At 71.7% G+C, this 18,730-nt stretch carries 18 protein-coding genes and 3 pseudogenes; 10 read left to right on the top strand and 11 right to left on the bottom strand.

Annotation, left to right across the window (positions count from 1 at the left end; translation table 11 throughout):
- Positions 1 to 5 precede the first annotated feature (5 nt).
- Positions 6 to 245 (bottom strand): hypothetical protein, encoded by a 240-nt coding sequence (locus QRX60_RS51535; RefSeq protein ID WP_332845804.1) that lies wholly within the window; start codon positions 243 to 245, stop codon positions 6 to 8.
- Positions 242 to 1,438: a low temperature requirement protein A gene (locus QRX60_RS44435; protein ID WP_285997480.1), complete on the bottom strand. Its 1,197-nt coding sequence runs from the start codon at positions 1,436 to 1,438 to the stop codon at positions 242 to 244. The genes QRX60_RS51535 and QRX60_RS44435 overlap by 4 nt, the downstream gene beginning before the upstream one ends.
- 169 nt (positions 1,439 to 1,607) lie before the next feature.
- Here QRX60_RS44435 and QRX60_RS44430 point away from each other — a divergent pair, with 169 nt between their 5' ends.
- From QRX60_RS44430 to QRX60_RS44415, 4 genes and pseudogenes are all read left to right on the top strand, one after another.
- Positions 1,608 to 1,826: a hypothetical protein gene (locus QRX60_RS44430; RefSeq protein WP_285997479.1), complete on the top strand. Its 219-nt coding sequence runs from the start codon at positions 1,608 to 1,610 to the stop codon at positions 1,824 to 1,826.
- Positions 1,823 to 2,176 carry an antibiotic biosynthesis monooxygenase family protein gene (locus QRX60_RS44425; RefSeq protein ID WP_285997478.1) on the top strand — a complete coding sequence of 118 codons (354 nt, stop codon included), beginning with the start codon at positions 1,823 to 1,825 and terminating at the stop codon, positions 2,174 to 2,176. The genes QRX60_RS44430 and QRX60_RS44425 overlap by 4 nt, the downstream gene beginning before the upstream one ends.
- Positions 2,177 to 2,243: 67 nt before the next feature.
- A complete protein-coding gene (locus tag QRX60_RS44420) occupies positions 2,244 to 2,543 on the top strand; it encodes a hypothetical protein (RefSeq protein WP_285997477.1) in 300 nt (99 codons plus the stop codon).
- Positions 2,483 to 2,761: pseudogene (locus tag QRX60_RS44415) on the top strand (MBL fold metallo-hydrolase); the annotation flags it as partial. The gene QRX60_RS44420 and the pseudogene QRX60_RS44415, both read left to right, overlap by 61 nt.
- 59 nt (positions 2,762 to 2,820) lie before the next feature.
- Here QRX60_RS44415 and QRX60_RS44410 read toward each other — a convergent pair.
- Together QRX60_RS44410 and QRX60_RS44405 are read right to left on the bottom strand one after the other, a co-directional pair.
- Complete coding sequence (locus tag QRX60_RS44410; RefSeq protein WP_286003888.1) at positions 2,821 to 3,171, bottom strand: hypothetical protein; 351 nt, start codon at positions 3,169 to 3,171, stop codon at positions 2,821 to 2,823.
- A gap of 108 nt (positions 3,172 to 3,279) precedes the next feature.
- A complete protein-coding gene (locus tag QRX60_RS44405; protein WP_285997476.1) occupies positions 3,280 to 4,233 on the bottom strand; it encodes an MBL fold metallo-hydrolase in 954 nt (317 codons plus the stop codon).
- 75 nt (positions 4,234 to 4,308) lie between these two features.
- Between QRX60_RS44405 and QRX60_RS44400 the strand changes: the two genes are divergently transcribed.
- The 3 genes from QRX60_RS44400 (at position 4,309) to QRX60_RS44390 (ending at position 7,884) form a co-directional block, all read left to right on the top strand.
- A complete protein-coding gene (locus QRX60_RS44400; RefSeq protein WP_285997475.1) occupies positions 4,309 to 6,711 on the top strand; it encodes a LuxR C-terminal-related transcriptional regulator in 2,403 nt (800 codons plus the stop codon).
- Between the two features lie 133 nt (positions 6,712 to 6,844).
- Positions 6,845 to 7,153, top strand: coding sequence for a cupin domain-containing protein (locus QRX60_RS44395; RefSeq protein WP_285997474.1), 309 nt, complete (start codon positions 6,845 to 6,847; stop codon positions 7,151 to 7,153).
- Complete coding sequence (locus QRX60_RS44390) at positions 7,150 to 7,884, top strand: SDR family oxidoreductase (RefSeq protein ID WP_285997473.1); 735 nt, start codon at positions 7,150 to 7,152, stop codon at positions 7,882 to 7,884. Before QRX60_RS44395 ends, QRX60_RS44390 begins: the two co-directional genes overlap by 4 nt.
- Before the next feature lie 39 nt (positions 7,885 to 7,923).
- Here the strand turns inward: QRX60_RS44390 and QRX60_RS44385 are convergent, their stop codons facing one another.
- From QRX60_RS44385 to QRX60_RS44370, 4 genes and pseudogenes are all read right to left on the bottom strand, one after another.
- Positions 7,924 to 8,289: a sigma-70 family RNA polymerase sigma factor family protein gene (locus QRX60_RS44385; RefSeq protein WP_285997472.1), complete on the bottom strand. Its 366-nt coding sequence runs from the start codon at positions 8,287 to 8,289 to the stop codon at positions 7,924 to 7,926.
- A gap of 20 nt (positions 8,290 to 8,309) precedes the next feature.
- Positions 8,310 to 9,110, bottom strand: a complete 801-nt coding sequence (locus tag QRX60_RS44380) for a sigma-70 family RNA polymerase sigma factor (protein ID WP_456298875.1) — start codon at positions 9,108 to 9,110, stop codon at positions 8,310 to 8,312.
- A 355-nt stretch (positions 9,111 to 9,465) separates the two neighbouring features.
- A pseudogene (locus tag QRX60_RS44375) lies at positions 9,466 to 11,004 on the bottom strand (FAD-dependent oxidoreductase); the annotation flags it as partial.
- A 2-nt stretch (positions 11,005 to 11,006) separates the two neighbouring features.
- Complete coding sequence (locus tag QRX60_RS44370) at positions 11,007 to 11,765, bottom strand: SDR family oxidoreductase (RefSeq protein ID WP_285997470.1); 759 nt, start codon at positions 11,763 to 11,765, stop codon at positions 11,007 to 11,009.
- 154 nt (positions 11,766 to 11,919) lie between these two features.
- On the opposite strand from QRX60_RS44370, the gene QRX60_RS44365 reads away from it, so the two are divergent.
- From QRX60_RS44365 to QRX60_RS51695, 3 genes and pseudogenes are all read left to right on the top strand, one after another.
- On the top strand, positions 11,920 to 12,966 hold the full coding sequence (locus QRX60_RS44365) for a ferritin-like domain-containing protein (RefSeq protein WP_285997469.1): 1,047 nt from the start codon (positions 11,920 to 11,922) through the stop codon (positions 12,964 to 12,966).
- Between the two features lie 127 nt (positions 12,967 to 13,093).
- Positions 13,094 to 14,167 carry a maleylacetate reductase gene (locus tag QRX60_RS44360; RefSeq protein ID WP_285997468.1) on the top strand — a complete coding sequence of 358 codons (1,074 nt, stop codon included), beginning with the start codon at positions 13,094 to 13,096 and terminating at the stop codon, positions 14,165 to 14,167.
- A pseudogene (locus tag QRX60_RS51695) lies at positions 14,134 to 14,822 on the top strand (SDR family NAD(P)-dependent oxidoreductase). Before QRX60_RS44360 ends, QRX60_RS51695 begins: the two are co-directional and overlap by 34 nt.
- Before the next feature lie 16 nt (positions 14,823 to 14,838).
- Here the strand turns inward: QRX60_RS51695 and QRX60_RS44345 are convergent.
- The 3 genes from QRX60_RS44345 to QRX60_RS44335 form a co-directional block, all read right to left on the bottom strand.
- Positions 14,839 to 15,504: a peroxiredoxin-like family protein gene (locus QRX60_RS44345; RefSeq protein ID WP_285997465.1), complete on the bottom strand. Its 666-nt coding sequence runs from the start codon at positions 15,502 to 15,504 to the stop codon at positions 14,839 to 14,841.
- Positions 15,504 to 16,379: a dioxygenase family protein gene (locus tag QRX60_RS44340; RefSeq protein WP_285997464.1), complete on the bottom strand. Its 876-nt coding sequence runs from the start codon at positions 16,377 to 16,379 to the stop codon at positions 15,504 to 15,506. Before QRX60_RS44340 ends, QRX60_RS44345 begins: the two co-directional genes overlap by 1 nt.
- A gap of 84 nt (positions 16,380 to 16,463) precedes the next feature.
- On the bottom strand, positions 16,464 to 18,728 hold the full coding sequence (locus QRX60_RS44335) for a helix-turn-helix transcriptional regulator (protein ID WP_285997463.1): 2,265 nt from the start codon (positions 18,726 to 18,728) through the stop codon (positions 16,464 to 16,466).
- Between the last annotated feature and the right edge of the window lie 2 nt (positions 18,729 to 18,730).

Genomic DNA, 18,730 nt, shown 5'->3' with positions numbered 1-18,730 from the left:
TGAACCTAGAGGACCACGGGCAGGGGACCGGCCGCACCGGCCGGTTTGACGATGCGCACGCGGACGTCGCCGACCGGAGCCGGCACCGTGATCCACTTCTCGTCGACCGGCAGCAGGCCGATCGGGGCGGCTTGGACGTCGAGGACCTTCCGCCCGCTTTCGGGGCCGAGTTCGTACTGGAACGGCGGCTTCGCCGTCGCGTCCGCGAAGTCCTGCGCGGCCGGTTCGAGGATGTGCTCGGTCATGAGGGATTTCCTTTTCTTTCCAGGGTGATGGTGAAAGTGACCAGCAGGGCGCAGGCCGCTGCGATGCCCGCGACCACGACGGCCACACCGGTCCACGGCGCGGCGAGCGGGAGCAGGAACACGACGGTGGCGCAGGTCAGGACCGCGCCGGGACGCAGGACGGTCCTCGCCACGATGGGCACGTGGACCAGCCACAGGAGCACGAGAAACACGCCCACGGAGGCCGCGACGGCGTAGCTGATCAGAAGCGGTGAGGCCGGCAGGTGGTGTCCGGTGTCCTCGACCGCGATCTCCAGGCTCGCGCCGAGTGCCGCGAGCGCCGCGAAGATGCCGAAGTGGCCGTAGCCCCACAGGTAGGACCCTTCACGGCGATCGCTCAGCCCGTCCCCGGCCGGTTCCAGGAAGTACAGCCACCAGGTGGCGAAGAGCAGCACGAGTCCGGAGACCGCGATCGTGACGAACGCGGCGCTGATCTCCGCCGCCTGCAAAGCTCCCCGGACACCCGTGATCGCGGCCAAGACGCTCTCGCCGAGCAGGATGATCGTGAACAACCCGTAGCGCTCGGCGATGTGGTGCGGGTGCCAGGTGGTGGCGCCGGGCCGCTCGGCCCAGCGCGGCACCGCGAGTTCCGCAGCAGCCAGCGCGAGGAAGCACACCGGCCGGGTGCCCGGCGAAAGGACACCCGTCTCGCCGAGGAGGAGCCAGCCCACCCAGCCGATCTGCAGGACGGTGATGCCGGTGGCGTACCGGAACGCGGTCCGCCTGCGCGCCGGATCCTCGAGGCCGGCCCGCAACCACTGGGTGACGAGCCCGATCCGCATGACGAGGTAGCCGGCCGCGACGGCGCGGTAGTCGCCGGTGGCCGTGGCGGGCACCCCGGCGGCGAGGACGAGCACCCCGGCCATCTGCACCATGGTCAGCAGCCGGTAGGCCACGTCGTCGGTGTCGTAGGACGACGCGAACCACGTGAAGTTCATCCACGCCCACCAGATCGCGAAGAACACCTGGAGGAACCCGATCAGGCCGGTCCAGGCGTGTCCGTCGGCGATGTGGTGCGCGAGCTGGGCGGTGGCGGCCGCGACGGCGACCACGAAGACGAGGTCGAACAGCAGCTCGAGCTGGCTCGACGCGCGGTGCGGTTCGTCGATCGGGCGGGCGCTCATCCGGACGCGGATCCGGATCCTGGTGTTCATCGGCGGCAAGGGCTCGCTCCATCCCACTCGGTCGGTCGCGAGCTAGGACAGCGCAGCGCCGGCGTTCGTGACCGGCACGGAACTTCGGCCGCGCCTGTCACAACACGGCGGGCTGTCTTGTCTCAGCTCGTGACCGGGCGACGGGTCACCACAGTTCTACGGAGGAGACATGAGCACGCCGGACAACGGACAGTTCCTGCACGGGCTCGAAATCGAGGTGGAGGCCGAGCTGGACATCGCCGAATCGAGCCACCTCGAAGACGCCGCCCGCACCCCGGTCACCGAATGGCAGTTCGACCCCACCGAGGCCGAACGCTACGAGGTCAACCTCCGCGGACTTCTCGGCGCTGTCGAAGCGGTCGAGGAAGGGGAAAGGGGAAACCGGTGACCGAATCCCTGGAATCGAAGACCGGTGTCGACGAGCCGGTCACCGTCATCAAGCACTACACCGTGCCGGCCGCCGAAGCCGGCTACTTCGTCGAGGTGTACCAGGAGAACGCCCGGATCATGTCGGCCCAGCCCGGCTTCATCCGCTCCCGCCTGCACCGGCCGCTCGCCGACGCCCCCGAGGTGCGGTTCGTCCACATCGCCGAGTGGTCCTCGGGCACCGCGCTCGACAAGGCCACCGGCAACCCCGAATGGCATGCCTCGCTGCGGCGCATGTTCGACGATCCGGGCCTGCACATCACCTCGGAACCTGCCGGCTATCGCGCCGTCGTCGAACTCCACCCCTCCTGACCGCGGCGACCGCCCATGCTGAAGAGGACAAACATGACTACCTGAGCCCGCCGGCCGCCGCGCGTTCTTGAGGCGCGCGTCGGTCGCCGCCGAGGTTCCCACCGCCGTCTCGCTGCCCGGCGCCTTCCCGGGCACCGCTTCCGCGACCGGCTCGCCCGGTCTTCCGGGCTACGCCCCGATCCCGGCCGGCTCGGTCGGGCCCGCGCTCAACGCCGACGGCTACTTCGTCGGGCAGATCAAGGGCAACCTGTACTGGGTCACCGACTCCTACTACCAGGCCATGTTCCTCACACGAGGGAGGACGTCGTGCTCGTCGACGCACCGCCCACCCTCGGGCACAACCTGCTGCGGGCCATCGAGGAGGTGACCCGCGCCGACGGCCGACCCGGCAAGGTCACGCACCTGGTGTACTCCCACTCCCACGCCGACCACATCGGAGCCGCCTCCCTGTTCGGCAAGGACGTGGTGCGCATCGGCCACACCGAGACCCGCCGCCTGCTGCGCATCGACGTCGACCCCAGCCGTCCGGCACCCACGGTGACCTTCGACGACCGCTACGTCCTGCACGTCGCCGGCGAGCACCTCGAACTCGCCTACCACGGTCCGAGCCACTCCCCGGACAACATCTTCGTCCACGCGCCGGCCTACGCCACGCTCATGGTCGTCGACGTGCTCTCTCCCGGCTGGGCGTCCGCGCCGACGCCACCGTCCAGAAGCAGTACGTCGCCGACCTCCTGGCCGGCACCCGCGCAGCCGAGGCCTCGGTCGACCCCGCCCCCTTCCACGAGAAGTACGGGCCGAGCGGCAACTCCTGGGCCATCTTCAAGGCCTATCTCGACGCCGTCGCCGCGACAGCCGCCGCACCGGTCGCCGCCAAGTACACCGGCGTTCTCGCCGCCGCCGACGTCTTCACCGTCGACAACGCCATGGCCATGCTCGAGTCGCTGCGCATCGACTTCGGCGAACTCGGCCCCTCCGGCACCCGGCCGTAACACGTGGGGCTCCTCGACGGGGTGGGTCAGGTCGTTCCGGACCGATGCCGGCGCCGGCCGAGTGCCGAGGCGGCGCGGTGTCGGGCACAGCCGCTCGGCACGTTCGACGGCTCACGGGTGGATCTGCAGGCCGACCCCGGCCTCCAGCCGCAGGGACTCCAGGATGACGAACGTCGTGCTGGCGATGAAGACGTCGGCCGCGCCCAGCACCCCGGCGTATTTCCGGACCACGGGCGCCGCGGCGTACTCGGTCGCCGTGTCGAGGTAAGCCTTCACCGCCGCCCAGGTGTTGTCGCCGTACTTGGCGTAGAACGGCATCGGATCCACAGTGGACAACGCCGCTCGCGCGCTCTCCGCGATGTCCTCGATGTACTGCCCGTGCAGCACGACGTCGTCGCGGGTGCCCAGGCGGCCGAGGTGGCCGCCGATGAAGTGCTTCCACGGGAACGACAGCGCGGTGCCGGGGGCGGCCATGGAGCCGGGCACATCGCTGTTGACGTTGAAGGCGGCGAACGATCCCCAGCCCGGCACCACGACGTCGATGAGCATCAGGGTGTCGTGGTCGGGCAGGTGGAGGTAGATGTTGTCCGGCGTGTGGTTCGTGCCGCGCCAGGCCAGGTCGATGCGCTCGCCGCCCACCCGCAGTGTGTGGTCCTGCTCGAAGGTGACGTCGGGCAGGGGCCGCGCCGGGTCGTCGTAGCGCTGCAGCAGCCGCTTGGTGTCGGCGTGGCCGACTCGCACCACGTCCTTGCCGAACAACGAGGAGGCGCCGATGTGGTCGGCGTGGTGGTGGGAGTAGACGAGGTGCGTCACCTTGTTGGACACGCCGTTGGCCGACGCGATCTCGTCGACGGCGCGCTGCAGGTTGTGCCCGATGGTCGGGGGCGCGTCGAACAGCACCACACCGTCGGGGGTGGTCAGGAACGCGGCCTGGTAGCCGCCGTCGGTGACCCAGTAGAGGTTCTTCTCCACGCGGCCGACGAAGTAACCCTGCTCGTTGACGGCGGGGCCGTGCGCGGAGTGCGGTACCGGCGCGAAGTCCGGCAGTTCGTTCGTTGTGGTCATGGGGCCAGGTTCGTCACCCATCAGGTGAGCGGTCGTCACTGGATCCAGGTGATCACGGCGACCTACACTCGGTCCGTGTCCGCCCTGATCGACCGCGCCGGCCTCGTCGCCGCACTGGAAGCCGCGGTGGACAAGAGGGTGACGGTCGTCTCAGGGCCCGCCGGGAGCGGGAAGACGTCGCTGCTGCGCCTGTGGGCCGAGCGCCACGGGCAGGACCGCCGGATCGCGTTCGTGTCGGTGCGGCCCGGGGCGGAGCTGTTCTGGTTCAGCGTGCTCGGCGGGATCCGGGCGGCGTGCGGCGGGGAGCCGCCCTACGCCGCGCCGGACTGCGACGGCCGCGAGAAGGTGATCGCCGAGATCAGCGGCGTGGCGGGTCCGTTCGTACTGGTCGTCGACGACGCGCACGAGCTCGGTGCCGCCGAGGAGCTGTCCGCGCTGCTGGCGGGCCTCCCGCCGCGGGCGCACGCGATCGTGGCCACCCGCCGCGACCTCCCCCTGGGCCTGCACAAGCTGCGGCTCGCGGGGGAAGTGGCCGAGATCCGCCCGGCCCAGCTGCGGTTCACGGTCGAGGAGACCGCCGCGCTCGTGGCCGCGGCCGGGATCACGCTGCCCGAACGGGTGATCGCGGTCCTGCACGAGCGGACCGAGGGCTGGGCCGCCGGACTGCGGCTGGCGGTGCTGTCGCTGGCCGGTCACCCCGACCCGGAACGGTTCGTGGCCTCGTTCTCGGGCAGCGACCGGACCGTCGCCGAGTACCTGATGGCCGAGCTGCTGGAGCGGCAGCCCGCCGACGTGCTGCGCCTGCTGCTGCGCACCTCCATTGTGGACCGCGTCAGCGGCGCGCTCGCCGACCTGCTCACCGGCGCGACCGGGTCCGAGCGAATCCTGCTCGACCTGGCCGAGGCCAACGCCTTCGTCGTGGCACTCGACCCCGCGCGCACCTGGTTCCGCTACCACCGCCTGTTCGCCGGGTTGCTGAACCTGGAACTGCGCCGCACCCAGGCCGCCGAGATTCCGCGCCTGCACCGGCTCGCGGCCTGGTGGTTCGCGGAGCACGCGCAGCCCGCTGACGCGGTCCGGCACCTCCAGGCCGCCGGCGACTGGGCCGAGGCAGCCGCCCTGCTGTCCGGCCACGCGCTCACCATGACCCTCGACGGCGAGGCGAAAACGGTGCGGGCGCTGCTGCGGGCGTTCCCGGCGCCCGATGATTCGCTCGCCCTCGTCCGCGCCATCGACGCGCTGGGCCGGATGCGGCTCGACGAGGCCGCGGAGCACCTGGAGACCGCCCGGTCGGCCGGCGCGGACCGGATGGCGGTCACCGCGCTGGACCTGCTGCTCGCCCGGCTGCGCGGGCACTTCGACTGCGTGGTCGCGAACGTGGACGCCCTGCCCGCCGCCGGGGCCGACCTGCGTGCCGTCGTCCTGCTGAACGTCGGGGTCACCGAGGCGTGGTCGCGGCGGCCCGCCGACGGCGAACGCCACCTGCTGGCGGCTGCCGCCCTGGCCCGCGACCTCGACCGCCCGTACCTGGAGGTGGCCGCCCTCGCGCACCTCGGGTTCGCGTCCACGCACCGGTCCTTCGCCTTGGCCCGCCGGCGCTGCGAGGGCGCGATCGCGCTCGCCGTCCGGCACGGGTGGGACGCCGAGCCGGTCATCGCGCCCGCCCTGGCCACCCTCGCCTGGGTCCTGGCCTGGACCGGCGAGTTCGAGGAAGCGCAACGCCGGCTGGACCAGGCGAGGCAGGCCGCCGACGCCGACAGCGAACCCGGCATCCGGCTGCTCGTGCACGTGGTCGCCGCTCTCCTCGCTGCCGCCCGCGGCGACCACCGCGCCGCGCTGACCGAGTTCGCCGCCGCGCGGCAGAGCCAGGCGACCATGGCCGACGAGCACGTGCTGTCCGCCCGGGTGGCCGCGTGGACGGCCGCCACCCGGGCCCGCGCCGAGCACGCCCCCGCTCCGGCGCTCCAGCCTGTCGCTGACGAGGACGTGCTCACGCGGATCGAAGGGCACCTGATCACCGCCCTCGCCCGCGCCGAGGACGGCGACCAGCGCGCCGCCGCGGCCGCCCTCGAACGGGCGCTCGACCTCGCCGAGCCGGACGGGCTGGTGCTCCCGTTCGCGATGACCGGCGCGTGGCGGCTTCTCGAAGCCTTGCCGGCGTGGGAAACCAGGCATGCGGCACTCATCGCGACCATCCTCGACGCGGTACGCGGTGGGGTTCCGGCGCCGTCGGTGCGGGCACCTCTGGAGGAGCTGAGTCCCAGCGAGCTGCGCGTCCTGCGGTACCTGCCGACCAACTTGACACGGCCGGAGATCGCGGGGGAACTGCTGGTCTCCCTGAACACCGTCAACACGCACATCCGCCGGATCTACGCCAAGCTCGGCGCCACCGACCGCGGGGCGGCGGTCCAGCGGGGCCGCGAACTGCGCCTCCTGTCGGCGAGCGGCACCCTCGCGACGCCGCCCCGCGGCACGTGACGGTCGGCCGGTCACAAATCGCGGGGCTGTCCGGTCCTAGCGGGTGTACCCGTTTGGCCGAGGAGGTCTTCTCATGTCATTGACCGTGCTACAGGAGGCGAAACCGCCCTTCATCCCGGAGGGGGCGCATGCGATGACCATCGTCATCGAGTACCCGCCGGGCGACCCCGGCACCCCGCCGCACCGCCACCCCGGACCGGCCTTCGGCTACGTGCTGGAGGGCGAGATGGTCTTCGAGCTCGAAGGCGAGCCGCCGCGGGTCGTCCGCGCCGGTGAGGCGTTCTGGGAACCGGGCGGCGAGGTCATCCACTACCAGGACGGCAACAACCGCGACGACGTCCCGGTGCGGTTCACCGTCACCATGCTCTGCGAGCCGGGCAAGCCGATGGTCGACCTCGTGACCGAGGACGAACTCCGGGCGAAGGGATGGTCGAGGAAGTGAAGATCGCCGTCATCGGCGGGACCGGGCTCATCGGCTCCCGGGTCGTCAAGATCCTGGCCGCGAACGGGCACGAAGCCGTCCCGCACTCGCCGTCCACCGGGCTGGACCTGCTCAGCGGAAAGGGCCTCGCCGAAGCGCTGGCCGGGGCCGACGTCGTCGTCAACCTGACGAACTCGCCGACGTTCGACGAGGCTTCGCCCGCGTTCTTCCGGACGACCATGGACAACCTGCTGGAGGCGGCGGGCGCGGCCGGGGTCGGCCACGCGGTCATCCTCTCGATCGTGGGCGCCGACCTGGTGCCGGACCTGGTCTACTACCGCGCCAAGGTGCTGCAGGAGGACATCCTCATGGCCGGGCCGGTGCCGTACTCGATCGTCCGCGCCACGCAGTTCTTCGAGTTCATGGCCGCGACGATGTCCTGGACCTCCGACGAGAACACCGTCCGCCTGCCCGCGACGCGCATCCAGCCCATCGCGGCGGACGACGTCGCCCAGGCGGTGGCCGAGGTCAGCATGGGGGCCCCGCTGCGGGGGACCCGGAACGTCGCCGGGCCGGAGGTGTTCGCCCTCGACGAGCTGGGCCGGATCACCCTCGCCGCCCAGGGTGACCGGCGTCCCGTCGTGACCGACGACCAGGCCGGCCTGTTCGCGGCCGCGTCCGGCGACGCCCTCGTCGCCAAGGACGGGGCCGTCATCGCGAAGACCACCTACCGGGAGTGGCTGGCACGGTGAGGGGACCGGGCCCGCACGGCGGTCGCGGTGCGGGCCCGGTCAACCGCGGTGCCAGCCGGTCAGCTTGGCCGGGTCGAGCACGATCCAGAGCGCGGTGACCTGGGGCCCGGCCGTCTCGGCGGCGACGACCGCGACGGCGCGGGAGACGTGCCGCAGGGCGAGCCCGGCGCGGCCGTTGACGGATTCGACGGTCAGCTCGGTGCCCGCGCGCCCGCCCATGACGTCGATGACCAGCCGGGCGACCTCCGCCGCGCCGCGCACCGGCCCAGGCGGCGAGGGCACCAGGCCGCCGCCGTCGCACGTCGCGACCGCGTCGTGGCCGAGGACGGCTTCGAGCGCGGCGCTGTCCCGCCGGCGGCACGCCGCGGCGAACCGGCGCACGGTCGCGTCATGCGGGTCGAACACGGATTCCTCCCGCCGGCGGGTCAGGCCGGGACCTGCACCGCCTTGTTCTTTTCGGGGTTGACCAGCCACAGCAGCTGATCGATGCCCTCGGCGGTGGCGCTGACCGTGAGCAGGCCGTACACGATGCCGTCCTGGCGGAGCACGGCGGCGGTCTGCCCGTTGGCCTGGGTCCACTCGATGTCGATGTCGTCCCAGAACCAGCTGGAGATCGCCTGCAGGAACTTCGCCACCCGGACGCTGCCCACGAGCGGACGGCGGGCGACGCCCTTGCGGCCGTTGCCGTCGGACAGGTTGGTCACGTCCGGGGTGAAGAGCCGCTCCAGTTCGGCCAGGTCGCCGGACCGGGCGGCGGCGAGGAACGTGGTCAGCAGTTCCCGCTGCTCGGCCGCGGGCACGGACGCGTGCCGCTCGCTCGTGAGGTGCTTGCGGGCCCGGCTGACCAGCTGGCGCACGGCGGCTTCGGTCGACGACAGGATGTCGGCGATCTGGGCGTAGGAGTAGTCGAAGGCTTCCCGCAGCACGTAGGCCGCGCGTTCGCCGGGGGTGAGCTTCTCCATCAGCAGCAGGGTCGCGAACTCCAGCGCTTCACCGCGTTCGGCGCCCAGGTACGGGTCCGCGGCGGTGTCGACCGGTTCGGGCAGCCACGGCCCGATGTAGGTCTCCCGGCGTTTCCGGGCCGACTGGAGGACGTTGATGGCCAGCCGGGTGGTGGTCGTCGCCAAGAACGCTTCCGGGTTGGTCACCGTGGACCGGTCGTAGGTCTGCCAGCGCAGCCAGACCTCCTGCACCAGGTCCTCGGCCTCGGTGACGCTGCTGAGCATGCGGTAGGCGATCCCGAACAGGCGCGGCCGCACCTGGGTGAAGGCGGCCGTGGCCGCCTCGAGATCGGCCAGGTCGCCGAGTTCGGCACTCATCCCGGAATCCGCCACCCCACGACTCTACGACGTCGGCTCCCGGGGGGCCCGGCCGCGCGGCCGGGCCCCCCGGAGGATCATTCGACGAGCTTGCCCGCGGTGGACACCTCGCGCATGAGCGAAGCGATTTCCCCCGGGACCGGGGAAGCTCTTCGCGCGCGACCCGCCCGGGCCCGGACCAGACGAGGTTCACCCGCAGCGACTCGTCGAGGTCCGGGTGGTCCGCGCGGTTGTGGCAGCCACGCGTCTCGCGGCGTTCGAGCGCCGATTCGAGCGTGGCCCGCGCGGCCAGCACCGCCGCCTTGAGGTCGAACGCGTGCGCCAGGTCCTGGAACCCGGCGATGTCGGGGTGGACGCCCACGGCACGCACCCGGCTTTCCAGTTCGTCCAGCTCGGCCAGGCCGGCGCGCAGGCCGGTCTCGTGGCGGACCACCCCGGCGTGTTCGGTCATGGTGTTCCGCACCGTGCGCTGCAGGGCGCGTACGTTCTCCGGGCCGTCGGCGGCCAGCAGCTCGTCGACCTCGCGCCGGGCTTCCTCCGTCGCCGCCGGCGACCGCTGTTGCGCTCCCAGGTCGCGTGAGTAGCGCGCGGCGGCTTCACCGACGATGCGGCCGTAGACCAGCAGCTCGATCAGGGAGTTGCCGCCGAGCCGGTTCGCGCCGTGCAGACCGCTCGCCGCCTCGCCGAGGGCGTACAGGCCCTCGACGCCGGTGCCGTGGTCCTCCGGCCGGACCCAGACCCCGCCCATCGAGTAGTGCGCGGTGGGCGCGATCTCGATCGGTTCCCGGGTGATGTCGAGCATCTGCAGTTCGAGCAGGGTCTGGTAGACGCGGGGGAGCCGGCGCATGATCGTCTCCCTCGGCAGGTGCGAGACGTCGAGCCACACCCCGCCACCCGGCGTCCCGCGTCCCTCCTTGATCTCGGTGTAGGCCGCCAGCGCCACTCTGTCGCGAGTGGACAGTTCCATGCGGTCCGGGTCGTACTCGGCCATGAACCGCTCGCCGAGCGCGTTGCGCAGCACCCCGCCTTCGCCGCGGGCCGCCTCCGAGACGAGCGTGCCCGCGGCGTTCTCCGGCGCGATCAGACCCGACGGGTGGAACTGGACCAGTTCGGCGTCCCGGATCCGGCCGCCGGCCAGCACGGCCAGCCGGAAGGAGTCGCCGGTGTTCTCGTCGCGGCGGGACGAGGTGCGGCGCCAGATGCGCGTGTGCCCGCCCGCGGCGAGGATCACCGCGTCGGCGTGGATCACGTACCGCGTCCCGTCCGCGAGGTCGAATCCGTAGGCGCCGAAGACGACGTTGTCCCGGACCAGGATTCGCGTGACGTAGACGGTGTCCAGGACCGGGACGCCGAGCTGCGCCGCCCGGTTGACCAGCGTGCGCTGGATCTCCAGTCCGGTGTAGTCACCGGCGAACGCGGTCCGGCGGTAGGTGTGCGCACCGAAGAAGCGCTGGGAGATCTTCCCGTCGGCCTCACGCGCGAAGGGCATTCCATAGCGTTCGAGGTCCTCGATGCCCCGGGCGGCGTTCTCGGTCACGATCCGCACGGTCTCGGGATCGGCCAGCAGGTAGCTCTCCTTGAGCGTGTCCGCCGCGTGCTGCTGCCACGAGTCTTCCGGGTCCATCGTCGCCAGGGCCGCGTTGATGCCGCCGGCGGCGAGTGTGGTGTGCGCGTCCGACTTCGCCCGCTTGCCGACCGCGAGGACGTCGACACCCCGCTCGGCCAGCTCGATCGCGGCGCGCAGGCCGCCCCCGCCGGTCCCGATGACGAGGACCGACGTCGCGATCTGGTGCTCGGTCATGGTCACTTCGCCGGCGGCGGGTTCAGCGGGAGCCAGTCGGCGAACCGGGTGGCGGCCAGCTGCGCGCCCGGACCGGGCAGCAGCATGTCCTTGTCCAGCAGGGCACCGAAGTAGCGCGCTTCCGGGTCGGTGACGACCTCGCGGGGGTCACCGCGGAAGGCCAGCCCGGTGCGGATCAGCTCGTCGAGCCCGAACTGCTCGGGGCCGGCCACCTCGAGGGTGCCGTTCAGCGGTGCGCCGACAGCGACCCGGCCGACCGCGGCGGCCACGTCGTCGGCGGCCATGGGCTGGATGCGCGCGTCCGACAGGCGCACGGTGGTCCCGTCGGTCGCCGCCTGGGCGATGCTGCCCACGAACTCGAAGAACTGCGTGGCGTGCACGATCGAGTACGGCCGCCCGGACTCCTTGATGAGCTTTTCCTGCGCGATCTTCGCGCGGAAGTAGCCGCTTTCGGTGAGCCGTTCGGTGCCGACGACCGACAACGCCACGTGGTGCCCCACCCCGGCCTTCTCTCCGGCGGCGAGGAGGTTTCCGGTGGAGGTGCGGAAGAAGTCCAGCACGGCGTCGTCGGCGAACGAGGGCGAGTTCGAGACGTCGACCAGGACCTGGGCGCCCTCCAGCACTTCGGCCAGCCCTTCGCCGGTCAGCGTGTTCACGCCCGAGTCGGGTGACGCGGGGACCGCTTCGTGGCCGTGTTCTCCCAGTTTCCGGACGAGTTTCGAGCCGATCAGCCCGCTGCCGCCGATCACGACGATCTTCATGGTGTGCCTCCTCCTCCCGCGTCCCGGCCGCTCCGGGACGTCGTTCTCCAGCAAGGACCGGACAGGCTCCCGGTTTGTGACAGCCCGGCTGTCACAAACCGCGGTGGCGTCCTGTCCTGGCTGTCGACACCGACCCGACGAACCGGAGTACCGCATGGACACCCGTGGCGCCCACGCCATCGACACGATCGACGATCTCCGCCGCCACCTGCAGTGGGCGATCGAGCTCGAGCACGCGACGATTCCGCCTTACCTGTGCGCCCTGTACTCGCTGGACCCGGCGCGCAACCCCGAAGCCACCCACGTCGTGGGCACGGTCCTCGCCGAGGAGATGATCCACCTGGCGCTGGCCGCGAACCTGCTCAACGCCGTCGGCGGCTCGCCCAAGCTCGACACGCCGGACCTGTTGCCGCCGTACCCGCATCCGCTGCCCCACGGCGACCGGTCCGTGCACGTCCACCTGGCCCCGTTCGGTCCCGAGGCCCTGGAGCTGTTCCTGCGCATCGAGCAGCCCGCGTCGGCGGACGCGCCGCCGCAGAGCGACGAGTACCGGACGATCGGCCAGTTCTACGCCGCGATCGAGCAGGGGTTGCGCACGCTGTGCGACAAGCTGGGCGAGGAGCAGGTGTTCACCGGCGACCCGGCCCGGCAGATCGGCGAGTTCCACCTCCGCGGCGGGGGTGGCGAGGTGCTGCCGGTCCACGACCTGAAGTCCGCGTCGGCCGCGCTGGCGGAAATCGTCGAGCAGGGTGAAGGGGCCGCGCGCACGGACGTGTGGGACGGCGACCGCGACGTCTTCCACCCCGACCGGGAAGAGGTCGCGCACTACTTCCGGTTCCAGGAGCTGAAAGTGGGCCGCCGCTACCGGACCGGCGACACCCCGCAGTCCGGGCCGACCGGCGAGGAGATCGCGGTCGACCTCGACGGCGTGCTGCCGATGCGGCACAACCCGCGGACCGCCGACTACCCGGAGGGCAGCGCCATCCGCGTCGCCCAGGAGGAGTTCAACCAGACCTACAGCCTGCTGCTCTACCAGTTGGAAGAGGCCTTCACCGGAAACCCGGGCGGGATGATGGACGCGGTCGGCACGATGTTCGGGCTGCGCAAGCAAGCGCTGGCGCTGATGAAGATGCCCACCGGCGACGGGACGACGACCGCGGGCCCGACCTTCGAGTACGTGCCACCCGAGCGGCGGAACTGAAGCACGGGCCGCCGACCGTGGCGCGGGCCGCTCCGAGGATCGCGCATTCACGTGATGTGCCCGGCGCCCGCCACGTGAACGATGTCGCACGTGCCTGTGCCGGTGGACCGGAAAGAGGACTGACGAAGTGGTGCTGAAATCGTTCGCCTACGAGGCGCTTCCGATGCGCGTGCGGTTCGGCAGCGGATCGGTGTCGGTGCTGGCGGAGGAGATCGCCCACCTCGGCCTGCGCCGCGTGCTCGTCGTGTGTTCACCAGGACAGGTGCGTACCGGTGAGCTGGTCGGCGCGGCGCTCGGGGAGCTCTCCGCCGGGATCCTGGCGGAGGCCCGGATGCACGTTCCCCTCTCGGTGGCGAACCGCGCCCGGGATCGGGCGGCAGAGCTGGGCGCGGACGGGTGCGTGGTGGTGGGCGGCGGCTCGGCGATCGGGCTGGGCAAGGCCGTGGCGCTCGAGCACGGCCTGCCCGTCGTCGCGGTGCCGACCACCTACGCCGGATCGGAGATGACCACTGTCTGGGGACTGACCGGTGACGGCGTCAAACGGACCGGCAAAGACCCCCGGGTCCTGCCGGCGAGTGTGCTCTACGACCCGGACCTGACGGTCGGCCTCCCGGTCCCGGTGTCGGTGACGAGCGGGATCAATGCCATGGCCCACGCCGTCGAAGCGCTCTACGCCCCCGACGCCTCGCCGATCGTTTCGCTCCTCGCCGAGGAAGGCACGCAGGAAATGGTGGCCGCCCTGCCCGCGATCGTCCGCAACCCCCGCGACGTCGAGGCCCGGACCCGCGCGCTCTACGGGGCGTGGCTCTGCGGAGCGTGCCTGGGCGCCACGACGATGTCCCTGCACCACAAACTCTGCCACGTCCTCGGCGGGACGTTGGATCTCCCGCACTCGCCGACGCACGCCGTGGTGCTTCCGCACGCTCTGGCCTACAACCAGGCGGCTGCGCCCGCTGCTGCCGAAGCGTTGTCCCGGGCGCTGGGGGAGCCGGATCCGGCGCGAGCGCTCTGGGACCTGGCCGGGCGGCTGGAAGCACCCCGTTCGCTCGCGGATCTGGGGATGCGCGAGGCCGACATCGAGCCGATCGCGGAGCGCGTCGTCGCGAACCCGTACGCGAATCCGGCGCCGATCACCCGTGAGGGCGTCGTGCGGCTGCTTCGTCACGCGTGGGCGGGCCAGGCGCCGGCAAGCGATTGCTGACCGGTGTTCGGAGAACGTCGGACAAAGGAGCTTTCGTGATCACTGTGCACCCGCCCGCCGGCCACCTGGCCGACCGCGTCGTGCTCGTCACCGGCGCGGGGTCGGGCATCGGACGGGCCGCCGCCATCGCCTTCGCCGAGGCCGGAGCCCACGTCCTCGGGGTCGGCCGTCGCCAGGACGCGCTGGCGGAGACCGCGCGGGAACATCCGGGCATCGACGACTTGTTCGCGCTCAACGTGACCGCGCCGAGCACGCTCGCCCGCGCCGCCCTGCCGCACCTGCGTGCAGTGCACGGCTCGATCGTGAACGTCTCCAGCACCTTCGGGCACCGGCCCCTGCCGGCGGATCCCACTACGCCGCCGGCAAAAGCGCCGTCGAGATGCTCACCCGGAGCTGGGCCTTGGAGCTCGCCCCCGAAAAGATCAGGGTGAACGCCGTCGCCCCAGGACCGACGGAGTCCGAAGCACTGGCGTCGGCCGGTCTGCCCCCGGACGTGGTCGAGCGGATCAAGCAGGACGAGGCGGACCGGATTCCCTTGGGCCGCCGAGGTCTGCCCGCGGACGTCGCGGCGTGGATCGTCCGGCTCGCCGACCCGGACGCCACCTGGCTCACCGGTCAGGTCCTCACGGTGGACGGCGGTCTCGAACCGACCTGAGGAAGCGCGGGGCGGATCACCCCGCGTCGGCCACCACCGAACGAAGAGCTTCGAGGACCTCGGCCGGTTCGGCGCGACGGGTGTAGTCGGCGTCCACCGACGCGAACCTGATTCTGCCGTCCGCGTCGATCACGTAGGTGGCCGGCAACGGGACCTCGGCAGACCTCGCTCCGTTGTACGCCGCCACGTCGTTGCCGTTGCGGAGCTGGTAGGCCACGACCGAGGGGGCGATCGCGTGCACGATCCGGAACCGCCGCGCGACCAGGTTCCCGTGGTCGGACAGAACCGGGAAGGTCAACGCGTTCTTCTCGGCGGTCGACAAGGACGAGTCGGGCAGTTCGGGGCTGATGGCGACCAGTGGCGCGCCCAGCGAGGTGATCTCCGCGAGCACGCCTTCGAGGGCGCGAAGCTCGAGGTTGCAGTACGGGCACCACCCGCCGCGGTAGAACGAGAGGACGACCGGCCCGCGGTGCAGCAGTTCGCCGATCGCGATCGGCCGGCCGAGCGCGTCCGGCAACGTGAACCGGGGGACGGGTTCGCCGACGCCCAGCGCGCCTTCGGCCAGACCGGACTCGGCGACCCGGGTGACGGCCGCGGCCCGGACCACGCGCTCACGTGCGTCCCGCCGGCTCCAGGCCGCCGTTCGCTGCGCCTGGAGCTCTTCTTCGAGCGACACGGTCATCAGTCCTTTGTGGAAGGTTGCAGGACGACGTCGAAGTTCACCGTGCGGAACGGGTTGGGCAGGCCGGCTTCGGCGGCCCGGCCCGGATCGTCGACTGTGGGGAACTCCCGCACGAGGCTGTCCTTCACCCCGAAGACCGCGTCCGAGTCGAGGTACGGCGTCCCGGCGACGAACAGGTGCGTCGTGACGGTCCGCATACCGGGAGCGGCGATCTCGAAGTGGATGTGCGCCGGCCGGTTCGGATGCCGCGCGGTCGCCGCCAGGAGTTCCCCGACCGTCCCGTCGTCCGGGATCGGGTAGTAGCGCGGCACGATCGTGCGGAACCGGAACGCGCCGTCACCGTCCACGGTGAACAACCCGCGCAGGTTCTGCTCCGGATCGAGGCCGGGCTGCTGGATGTCGTAGAACCCTTCGGCGTTGGCCTGCCACACGTCGACGGTCGCGCCGGGGACGGGGCGGCCGTCGGGGTCGGTGACCGTGCCGGTGACCAGGCAGGGATCCCCCTTGGTGTCGCCGGCGATCGTCGCGCCGAGGGCCCGGACGGGCGAGTCGACGACGTGGAAGGGGCCTTCGACGGTCGACTCGGTCAGCACGCCGTCCGACCGGTTGTTGAGCGTTTCGACCAGCATGGACGCGCCGAGCACGTCCGACAGCAGGATGAACTCCTGCCGGGTGGCCGAGCAGAGCTGACCCGTCTCGGTGAGGAACCGGATCGCGTTCGTCCACTCGGCTTCGGTCAGCTGGACGTCCTTGATGAAGCCGTGCAGGTGCTCGACGAGGGAAACCATGATCCGCCGGAGACGGAGATCCGGCGTCGCGGCGAAACTGGCCGCCACGACGTCGACCGAACGGGCTTCCGAGAACAGTTCAGCCATCGTGTTTCCTTTGCTCACCGGACGACGCTGTCAGTCCTCATCTTCGGTGAGCGCCTCCGGCGGGGCATCACACGAATACGCGATCTACGGTTCCTCGGGCAGCACGCCGTGCTGCAGCGCGTGCCTGGTCAGTTCGACGCGGGTGTTGATGTCGAGTTTCGTGAAGGCGTGGCGCAGGTGCGTGCCGACGGTGTGCACCGAGACCCGGAGCTGTTCGGCGATGGCGCGGTTGGTGTGCCCTTCGGCGACGAGCTTGGCGACCCGGAGCTCGGACACCGTCAGGCTGTCCCACCCCCACGGGACGCGGCCGGCCGCCTTCGGGCGTCGCGCCGGGGGACCCTGGCTCGCCGACCTCGCGGCCGCGACGGCGGACCCGACGACACGCTGGTCTCCCGCTGTGCGGGCGATGTCGTCCAGCAGGGACAAGAGCTTTCCCCCGGATGCGCCACGAGGAACGAGCGTGGGCCAGACCCTCGGGGGCAAAGTCATCAACCGGGACACGTTCGCGTGCCGGCCGAGCCAGCTGTGGGCGTCGGCGGCTTCCTCGGGCGCCAGCCGGATCAGCGCGGCCGCCGTCCACATGTCGTAGGTGCGCGGCCGGGCCGAAAGGGAGCGACCGCCGCCGAGCAGCCGGCGGGCGTGGGTCACGTTGCCCCGGTCGGCTTCGACCATCGCCAGGACCGGCCGCGTGAGCTGGAGTGACCGGGTGATGTCCAGCCGCTCGGCGGTGGTCAGGGCGGTTTCGGCTTCGGCGGCCGCGTCGTCGAGTTCGTCCCGCAGCCATTGCTCGATGGCCCGGATCGTGTGCCAGTAGGGGATCGACCAGGCGAGCCCGTGCTTCTCCGCGTGGCGCTGCCCGGCGAGCAGGAGGTCGGGGGCTTCGTCGGCGCGGTCGGTCGAGAGCAGGACGGTCGCGAGCCAGAGCTCGGGGATCCGGGGAACGCTCAGGGGGCGGGTGGCCGAAATCTCCACTCCCGCCGCCGCTTGTTCGGCCAGCTGCAGGGCGGTCGTGACCTTCGCCTGGCCGAAGGCGAGTTGCGAAGCGAACAGGTCCGCACTGACTTTCGTGGCGGGATCGGGGCTGTGCCGGGCCGCGTCCAGGATGGACCGGGTGATCCGCCGTGCGGCCTCGATCTCGCCCAGGTTGAGGTGGCCGACCGCCTGCGTCTTGATGAGCGCGAGTTCGAGCTCGGCGCCGACGTCCGGGAGCGCCAATGCCCGGGTGACGTGGGACATCGCTTCGGTGTCGTCACCGGCCGCTTGGTGGAGGTGGGCCGCGACCAGCCGGAGCCGGGCCTCCTCCTGGTCGCTCAAGCCGCCGAGGTTGACCCGCTCGAGGGTCGAGAGCGCCTCTCCGACGCGGCTCGTGTTGCCCAGGTGCTCCGCCGCCGTGGTCGTGAACTCGGTGTGCCGCGGGTCCGGGGCCGGGAACAGGTGGCTGACCTCGAAGGCCAGCTCGGCCGCGTCTTCCGGGGACACGGCCGCCAGCCGGTCGATCGCCTCGCGAACGACTTCGAGGTCGGCTTCGGTGAGCCGGCCGGTGGAGCGGGTCAGGTGCCACACGGCCTGCGGCTCGGTTCCCGGCCGCAGCATCTCCTTGGCGACTTCGTAGTGGAGCGCCTTGCGGGCCGACGGTGGCAAAGCGTCGTAGATGTTCTCGCGCAGCCGCGCGTCGGTGAACCGCAGCATCGAACCGTCGTCGACGATCGTCCCGGCGGCGATCGCGGCGTCGATCTCGCCGAGCAGGCTGCCCACCGACCGTTCGAGCACCCGCGCCGCGACGTCCAGTGCGAACTCCACGCCGATGACGGCACCGACCTGCAGGAAAGCGATCGACGTGCTGGTCGTGGACCGGGGGACGGCGGTTCCCGCCGGGATCGTCACCGCCCCGACCCGCCGCAGGCTTTCCGTCGCGCGGGCGGCTCGCGAGCTGCCCGGCGCCACCCCGGCCGCCCACAGGACCGCCAGGTGGCCCAGGACCGGGGGCAGGGTCCGCAACGCCAGCAGCGTCGCCGGATCGCTCCACTGCGCGTCCTCGACCACCACGACGACCGGCGCGTCCCGCGACATCGAGTCGAGGAGTTCGGCCGCCTGGGTGGTGCCCGGCCCGTGGCCGGCGGTCCCCGGCCCCGCCAGCGCCTCCAGGAGCCGCGACCGGGCCGAGAGCTGGTCGCTTTCCACCGAGGTGACCGTGACGACGGTGAAGCCGGCGTCCCGCGCGGCCGCCCGCAGCTCCGGGAACGCGTCCGCGGTCCGGGTTCCCGGATCCAGCTCCACCAGGAGCGCCGCCGGCTTGCCCTGGCGCAGGCGCGCGAGCGCGTCGGCGATCTCGGGGCGGACGGCGGTCATCC

It is taken from the genome of Amycolatopsis mongoliensis (assembly GCF_030285665.1).
GTDB classification, from domain to species: Bacteria; Actinomycetota; Actinomycetes; order Mycobacteriales; family Pseudonocardiaceae; genus Amycolatopsis; species Amycolatopsis mongoliensis.
The sequence above is the reverse complement of the archived record's forward strand: the minus strand, read 5'-3'. Positions and strand labels throughout refer to the sequence as shown.